The organism is Streptomyces sp. NPDC002911 (genome assembly GCF_053591835.1).
Map to the genome: position 1 here is coordinate 39725 of NZ_JBSFUO010000036.1, position 7694 is coordinate 47418.

Sequence of the window (7694 nt, forward strand, 5' to 3'; positions counted from 1 at the left end):
TCGCGCGGGCTGTTGGCGTGACCGGTGTGCGCGCACCCCGGGGCACCTTCAGCGATGCCTCTCCCGCCGCCGACCGGCTGGACCTGCTCACCCCGCCCGTCGCGGACGTGGTGGCAACCGGCTGGGGCGGCGCCCCCGCCGAGTCGGCCGTCTACGTCGAAACCGCCCCCGAGATCGCCGACACGGCTGTCTCGTCGAGCACTGCGGCCCCGAACGCCGGGTGAACGGGCACCCAGCGGGCTGGGGGGAGGGGCGCACTCAGCCGGTGCCACGACGGTCCCCCAGCCAGTCCACAGCGAAGTCCACGGCCGCGCGGAGAGGGAACAGGTGGCTTCGGGCTGCCCCTACCGAGCCGGTGCCGACGGCCTCGGCCCGCGCGCGGACCATGTCGTTCCCGAGGGCGGCGAAGTCGCTGTCGTCCAGGGTGATGTCTTCGTACTCCCACCAGCGTCCCCCTCCGCCCTCCAAGGCCACCACGCAGCGGTAGAGGCGGCGGGGCGGGGCGGGGCGGCGGTACTCCGCGAGGTGGAAGGCCGTGCAGCTGCCGAAGCCCGTGCCCAGCAGCAGGACCTGTGCGTCGGCCTCGTACAGCCGGGCGAGAGGCGAGTCCTCGCCCAGGTGGCAGTCCTGATGGTGGCCGGCGAGGAGCTTCCCGGCCGCCGGGCCGAGCGCGGCGAACGAGGTCTGCGGGTGGGCGCTGCGCAGCGCACCGGGAGCCCGGCGCACCGTCTCGGCGAGCGCGCCCATCGTGGGTGCGGGAGAAACCGCCGGGTCGAACGCCGGCATTGCCGCCCGCACCGCCGCGCGGGCCTCGGCGCTGAGGCCGCGGACACGGTCCAGGTACGAGCGCGAGGTGTCGGAATTCTCCGGGGTGAAGGCAGGGACCACCAGCGTCCCTGCCGGCCCCAGAGCCCGTCGCAACGCAGCGGCCATGCTCTCCGCGTCCCCGCCCACGGATCGCATCGAGGCGTGCACCAGCACGACACCACCCTGCCGCACGCCGAGCGCGTACAACTGGGCGGCGGCGCGTTCACCACCGAGGACGAGAGGCTGTGTCACAGCGGACATTCTCCCCGCCGGCAGCCTTCCGCGACACCACGCCTGCCGGGCGGGGGGCCGTCTCGTGTCAGCCGCGAGACTCCAGGCGGGGTATCTCGATGGCCGGGCAGCGGTCCATCACCATGGCGAGGCCCGCCTCGCGCGTGCGCTCGTAGGCCTCCTCGTCGATCACGCCCAGCTGGAACCAGACCGCTTTCGCTCCGGCCGCCACCGCCTCGTCGGCGACACCGCCCGCCAGGTCGCTGTTGACGAAGACATCCACCACGTCGACGGGGAAAGGTATGTCCGCCAGCGAGGCGTACCCCTGTTCGCCGTGGACCGGCTCCGCCTTGGGGTGGACGGGCACCACCTTCTTGCCGAAGCGCTGGAGGACCTCCGCCACCCCGTAGGCCGCGCGGGAGCGGTTGGCGGAGAGGCCGACCACCGCCCAGGTGTCGCCCGTGTCCTGGAGGATCCTGCGAACCGTCTCATCGTCTGCGTACATGCCCGGACAACGGACGGTCCCGCCGGACCATTCCCCACGGGAGGGTGAAAGTCCCGGCCGGAAGGGCACATAGGGTGGACCGATGCAGGAGCAGTACCGGACAGTCGCCCGCGTGGGCGTGCACGAGACCGAGGTCAGCCGATCGCGCTTCCTCTGCGCGCTCGCCCCCGCAGCCACCGAGCAGGAGGCGCAGGAGTTCATCGCGCGTATCCGCAAGGAGCACCCCGCTGCCAACCACAACTGCTTCGCCTACGTCATCGGCGCCGACGCCTCCGTGCAGAAGGCCGGTGACGACGGGGAGCCCGGCGGGACGGCGGGCGTCCCCATGCTGCAGATGCTCATGCGCCGGGAGGTGCGGTACGCCGTCGCCGTCGTCACCCGTTACTTCGGCGGCGTCAAGCTCGGCGCGGGCGGGCTGATCCGGGCGTACGGAGGCGCGGTCGGTGAAGCGCTCGACGCGCTCGGCACGACCACCCGCCGCCGGTTCCGCCTCGCCACCGTCACGGTCGACCACCAGCGGGCGGGCAGGCTGGAGAACGACCTGCGCGCCACCGGACGGCCCGTTCGCGAGGTGACCTACGCGGAGGCCGTGACGTTCGCGATCGGGCTGCCGGATGCCGACGTCGACGGTTTCAGGGCCTGGCTGGCCGACGCCACGGCAGGCTCCGCGTCGCTCGAACTGGGTGGCGAGGCATACGGGGATGTCTGAGCCCGATGCGGGATCGGGGGCCACGCGGCATTAGCGTGGTCGGGCCTGCCACGGATTCCCGGGACGGGCGGGGTGCCGGACCGGTGGGGTCCTGGGGGCGGAGGAAGTGGAACATGCGTGTCGTAGTCGTCGGAGTGATGTCGTGAGGATTCTGCACACTTCGGACTGGCACCTCGGGCGGTCCTTCCACCGTGTCTCGATGCTCGACGCCCAGGCCGCCTACCTGGACCACCTCGTGGACACGGTGCGGGAATACGCCGTCGACGTGGTCGTGGTGGCGGGCGACGTCTACGACCGGGCCGTACCGCCGCTGTCGGCAGTCCAGCTGTTCGACGACGCGCTGCACAGGCTGGCCGCCGCCGGGGTGCCGACCGTCATGATCTCCGGAAACCATGACTCCGCCCGCAGGCTCGGTGTCGGCGCCGGGCTGATGGCGCGGGCCCAGATCCATCTGCGCACCGACCCCGGCCACTGCGCCACCCCCGTCGTGCTGCCCGACGCACAGGGTGATGTGGCGTTCTACGGACTGCCCTACCTGGAGCCGGCCCTCGTCAAGGACAGCCTGGGCGCGTCGAAGGCGGGGCACGAAGACGTCCTCACCGCAGCCATGGACCGGGTACGCGCCGATCTCGCCTCCCGGCCGGACGGCACCCGGTCCGTGGTGCTCGCCCATGCGTTCGTGGCGGGCGGTGAACCCAGCGACAGCGAGCGTGACATCACGGTCGGCGGTGTCTCCGCCGTCCCCGCAGGGGTCTTCGACGGCGTCGACTATGTGGCCCTCGGCCACCTGCACGGCTGTCAGACGGTCACGGAACGCGTGCGCTACTCGGGCTCGCCGCTCGCATATTCCTTCTCCGAGCACATGCACCGCAAGACGATGTGGCTGATCGACCTCGGTTCCGGCGGCGAGCTCGTCGCCGAACGCATCGACTGTCCGGTCCCGCGCCCGCTCGCACGGCTCCGCGGACGCCTCGGCACGCTGCTCGACGACCCGGCCCTCGAACGGCACCGGGAATCCTGGGTGGAAGCTACCCTCACCGACCCGGCGCGGCCCGACGATCCGATGGCCCGGCTGCTCGAGCGTTTCCCGCACACCCTCAGCCTGGTCTTCGACCCCGAGCGTTCCCCTCAGGACCCCCTCGCGTCGTACGCCCAGCGGCTCAAGGGACGTGACGACCAGCAGGTGGCGGAGGATTTCGTGGCCCATGTACGGGGCGGAAGCGGCCCCAGTGCACAGGAGCGGGCGGTGCTGAGCGCGGCCTTCGACGACGTACGGGTCGCCGACGGGGCCGGCGAGGTGTCCCGATGAGGCTGCACAAGCTCACCCTGACCGCGTTCGGGCCCTTCGGCGCCACCCAGGAAGTCGACTTCGACGCACTGTCCTCGGCCGGGATCTTCCTGCTCCACGGGCCCACCGGCGCGGGCAAGACCTCCGTTCTCGACGCCGTCTGCTACGGCCTGTACGGTGCGGTGCCCGGCGCCCGGCAGAGCCCCGGCACCTCCCTGCGCAGTGACCACGCCCCGGTGGACCGGTTGACCGAGGTGCGCCTGGAGCTGACTGTCGGGGGCCGCCGCCTGGAAGTGACCAGGCGGCCCGCCCAGCCCCGCCCCAAGAAGAGAGGCGGCGGGGTCACGACCGAGAAGGCGCAGAGCTGGCTGCGTGAATACGACGCCGAGAACGGCTGGAAGCCGCTCAGCCGCTCCCATCAGGAGATCGGCGAGGAGATCGGCGGGCTCATCGGAATGAGCCGCGACCAGTTCTGCCAGGTGGTGCTGCTGCCGCAGGGCGACTTCGCACGCTTCCTGCGGGCCGACGCGGAGGCACGCGGAAAGCTGCTCGGCCGGCTCTTCGACACCCGCCGTTTCGCGGCCGTCGAGGAGCGACTCGCGGAGCTGCGGCGGGCGGCCGAAGCCAGGGTCAAGGCGGGGGACGGACAGATCCTCGCGCTCGCCCAGCGCATCGCGCAGGCAGCCGGGCCCGCGGCGGAGGAGGAGGCGCTGCCGGAGGAGCGGCCCGGTGAGCCCGGTCTCGCCGAGGGGGTTTTGCAATGGGCCGCCGTCGCGCGCAGCGGAGCGGGTGAACGGCTCGACATCGCCCGGTGCGTCCTGGCCGGGGCGGAGGGCCGGAGTACCGCCGCACGCCACGCAATGGAGGCCGAGCGCGAACTCGCCCGGCTTCAGCAACGGTATGAGGAGACCGGCCGCCGAGCCGCAAGCCTGGAGGACCGCCGTGCCGAACGCGACCGCTGCCACGAACAGCTCGCACGCGCGCGCAAGGCGGACCTGGTCGCCCCGGCGCTCGACCTTCGCGACGAGGCCGAGCGGGCCCACCGCGTGGCTGCCGGGGCCCGCGAGCGGTCCCGCGCCGGACTGCCTCCCGAGCTGGCCGAAGCGGGCTTCGAGCAGTTGGCCGACAGGGAACGCGGTCTGCGGGCGGAGCTGGGTGCACTCGACGCCGCACGCCGCGCCGAGCGGCGAAGCAGAGAGATCGACGCCGAACGGGCCAGGCTGGAAAGGCAGTCCCGCTCCGACGACGAACTGATCCAGGAGGCGGCGGAATGGCTGGCCGGCTGGGAGGCCACCCACCGGGAACTCAGGGAAGCCATCGAGACGGCGCAGGACGCCGCGACCCGCGCGGAACAGCTGGCGGGCCGGCTCGACCCCGCGCGCAGGAGGCTGGAGGCGGCACGCCGACGCGACGCGCTCGGCGTGCAGGTGGAAACGACGGCTGCGGCCCTTACCACGGCCCGCGAGCATGCGCTGGACGCGCACGAGAAGTGGCTGGCGCTACGGGAGCAGCGGCTGCGTGGCATCGCGGCGGAACTGGCCGGTCAGCTCGTTGACGGCGCGGCCTGTACGGTGTGCGGCTCGGCCGAGCACCCGAAGCCCGCCCGCGCGGAGGCCGGCCATGTGGACCGGGCCACGGAGGAGGCAGCACTCGCCGCCCACCAGCGGGCTGACCGGGCCCGTGCGGAGGCGGAGGGCGAGCTCGGAGTCCTACGCGAACGCCTCGCGGCGGCGCAGGCGGAGGCGGCGGATCCGGAGGGCGGAACCGACGCCACCGGAACGGTGCACCGGGCCCCCGTATCCGTGGCCGAACTGCGGGCGGTCGTCGATTGCCTGACCAGGGACCACATCGAAGCGCACCGTCTCGCGGCGGGAACACACGCGGCCAGGGAAGCCCTCGCTGCCGCGGAGCGTGAACACCTCGGCCGGCTCGACGACCGGCAGCGGGTCGAGCGGCGTGCTGCTGCCCGCAGCTCGCAGCGCGAAGCACTCGACCGTGAACAGGCAGCGCTGCAAGCCGAGGTGGAGAAGGCCCGTGGCGTCTGCGCCTCCGTGGCCGAGCACGCGGAGCTGCTGGAGCGGCGGGCGGGGCTGCTGGCCGACGCCGCCGAGGCACTCCGCGCCGAACAGGGCGCGGCCGAGCGGCTCAAGGAGGCAGACGGCAGGCTGGCCGACGCTGCCTTCCGGGCCGGATTCGACACACCGCAGGCCGCCGCCGCGAAACTCCTCGGAGACACCGCGCAGCGCGAGCTCCAGCACCGGATCGACGCCTGGCAGACGGAAGCCGCCACGGTCGCCGACCGGCTCGCCGAGGAGGACGCCCGATCCGCCGCAGCCCGCCCACCCGCAGCGCCGGACGCGGCGCAGGCGGCGTACGAACTGGCCTCGAAAGCGCTGCGCGACAGTGCCGCGGCGGACGCCGCCGCGCAGGAGCGCAGCGCGGAGCTCGGCCGGCTCTCACGCCGCACCGAGAGCGAGGTGCGTGCCTTGGGGCCCGTGCGGCAGGAGCACGAAAGGGTCGCCCGTCTCGCAGGCCTGACCGCGGGCACCTCCGTGGACAACGAGCGCAAGATGCGCCTGGAGTCGTACGTACTGGCGGCTCGCCTCGAACAGGTGGCCGCCGCAGCGACGGCGCGCCTCCAGCGGATGTCGTCGGGCCGCTACACGCTGGTCCACTCCGACGAGCGCAGCGGTGGACGCAGGGCGGGGCTCGGACTGCACGTCGTCGACTCATGGACGGGCCGGGAGCGCGATACGGCCACGCTGTCCGGCGGAGAGACTTTCTTCGCCTCGCTCGCGCTGGCTCTCGGCCTCGCCGACGTGGTGACGGACGAGGCGGGCGGAGTACGTCTGGACACGCTCTTCATCGACGAGGGCTTCGGCAGCCTCGACGACCAGACGCTGGACGAGGTCCTCGACGTACTGGACTCGCTGCGCGAACGCGACCGCAGTGTCGGCATCGTCAGCCACGTGGCCGACCTGCGGCGCCGCATCCCCGCCCAGCTCGAGATCGTGAAGGAACGGCACGGGTCGGCGGTGGTCCACCGGGCGGCCGGCACGCTCAGTGCGCCCGCGGACGCCGAGGACTACGGCTGCTGAACCGCTGCGTGCGGCTCACGCGCCGAGGAGCGCGGTGAACAGGCGGTGCCCGTCGTCGTCGGCGGGCAGGCCGCTGACCTGGCCGTCACCGACCTCCACGACCCGCCATGCCCCGTCCTCCCGCAGCGCCATGTCGGTGGTCACCCAACGGCAGCCGAGCGCGCGCACCGCCTCGCCGACGGCGTCGAGGCGGGGTTCGGGCACCTGGACGGGCGTGTCCGGGTGGGCTGTCACCAGCACGGGCTCACCGTCCACCCACCACACCCGCGCCTCACCGCCCGGCACGAACGGCTCGTACGCGCGCAGCACCACTCCGCCGGCCAGGAAGTCCCCCTGCAGTTCGACGAATCGGCCGACGACTCCGGCTAGCCGGCCCGCGTCCCTCAGCTCCGGCACGAAGCACGCCTCGAGCCACTCGTGCTTGCGGGACTTCACGTAGTCCTTGACGATGCCGGGGCCGGGACCGAGATCCCCGGCGAGGCCCGACCATACGGAAGCATCAGGCGGGACCTCGTCGGTGGACAGGGAACGCCAGACGCTGCGCGGGGTGAGCCCGGAGAACACCTCGTACCATCCCGGGAGTTCATGGGCGGTGCGGTACGCGGAGGCGCCGGTGAGCAGCGCGCAGCCACGGGCGGCGAGGGCGCGTTCCAACTCCGCGTAACGGGCGGGCGGAATCATCCAGCCCCGGTACCAGTACGGCCCCGAGTCCCGCCGGACCCGGCCGACGGCGGTCTCCACGTCCCCGGCGAGAAGCGCGTCGTGATCGACGAGAGCAATCTGCGCGCCGGCGCGCCGGGCCGCAGCCGCCTCCTGGCCGAACTGCGGATCAGGGCGCCGGGGTTGTAGCGGGTCGCAGCAGAACAGGAAGGCGGGCGGAGTCATGCGGAAGCGTCCTTCGGGTGGTCGGCGGGGGAGAGGGAGGGGCGGGGGGGGGGGGGGGCCCCCCCCCCCCCCCCCCCCCCGGGGGGGGGGGGGGCCCGGGGGGCCCCCCGCCGCCCCCCCCCCCCCACCCCGCCGCCCCGGGCCCCCGCGGGCACGCGGGGGGAGAAAGGA

The 7694-nt window shown here is 73.3% G+C and carries 7 protein-coding genes; 4 read left to right on the plus strand and 3 right to left on the minus strand.

The window, feature by feature from the left end; all coding sequences use genetic code 11:
- Positions 1 to 17: 17 nt before the first annotated feature.
- Positions 18 to 224 (plus strand): hypothetical protein, encoded by a 207-nt coding sequence (locus tag ACWD04_RS30720; RefSeq protein WP_451137013.1) that lies wholly within the window; start codon positions 18 to 20, stop codon positions 222 to 224.
- Between the two features lie 34 nt (positions 225 to 258).
- Here ACWD04_RS30720 and ACWD04_RS30725 read toward each other — a convergent pair whose 3' ends face one another.
- Together ACWD04_RS30725 and ACWD04_RS30730 are read right to left on the minus strand one after the other, a co-directional pair.
- Complete coding sequence (locus tag ACWD04_RS30725; protein ID WP_451137014.1) at positions 259 to 1068, minus strand: aminoglycoside N(3)-acetyltransferase; 810 nt, start codon at positions 1066 to 1068, stop codon at positions 259 to 261.
- Positions 1069 to 1126: 58 nt separating this feature from the next.
- On the minus strand, positions 1127 to 1543 hold the full coding sequence (locus tag ACWD04_RS30730) for a CoA-binding protein (RefSeq protein ID WP_451137015.1): 417 nt from the start codon (positions 1541 to 1543) through the stop codon (positions 1127 to 1129).
- A gap of 82 nt (positions 1544 to 1625) precedes the next feature.
- On the opposite strand from ACWD04_RS30730, the gene ACWD04_RS30735 reads away from it, so the two are divergent.
- The 3 genes from ACWD04_RS30735 (at position 1626) to ACWD04_RS30745 (ending at position 6638) form a co-directional block, all read left to right on the plus strand.
- Positions 1626 to 2252: a YigZ family protein gene (locus ACWD04_RS30735; RefSeq protein ID WP_451137016.1), complete on the plus strand. Its 627-nt coding sequence runs from the start codon at positions 1626 to 1628 to the stop codon at positions 2250 to 2252.
- 142 nt (positions 2253 to 2394) lie between these two features.
- Positions 2395 to 3561, plus strand: coding sequence for an exonuclease SbcCD subunit D (locus ACWD04_RS30740; RefSeq protein ID WP_451137017.1), 1167 nt, complete (start codon positions 2395 to 2397; stop codon positions 3559 to 3561).
- The gene (locus tag ACWD04_RS30745) at positions 3558 to 6638 is read left to right on the plus strand and encodes an AAA family ATPase (RefSeq protein ID WP_451137018.1); all 3081 of its coding nucleotides are present in this window, start codon (positions 3558 to 3560) and stop codon (positions 6636 to 6638) included. Before ACWD04_RS30740 ends, ACWD04_RS30745 begins: the two co-directional genes overlap by 4 nt.
- Positions 6639 to 6653: 15 nt before the next feature.
- On the opposite strand, the gene ACWD04_RS30750 is transcribed toward ACWD04_RS30745, so the two are convergent.
- Positions 6654 to 7523 carry an ATP-grasp domain-containing protein gene (locus tag ACWD04_RS30750; RefSeq protein ID WP_451137019.1) on the minus strand — a complete coding sequence of 290 codons (870 nt, stop codon included), beginning with the start codon at positions 7521 to 7523 and terminating at the stop codon, positions 6654 to 6656.
- Between the last annotated feature and the right edge of the window lie 171 nt (positions 7524 to 7694).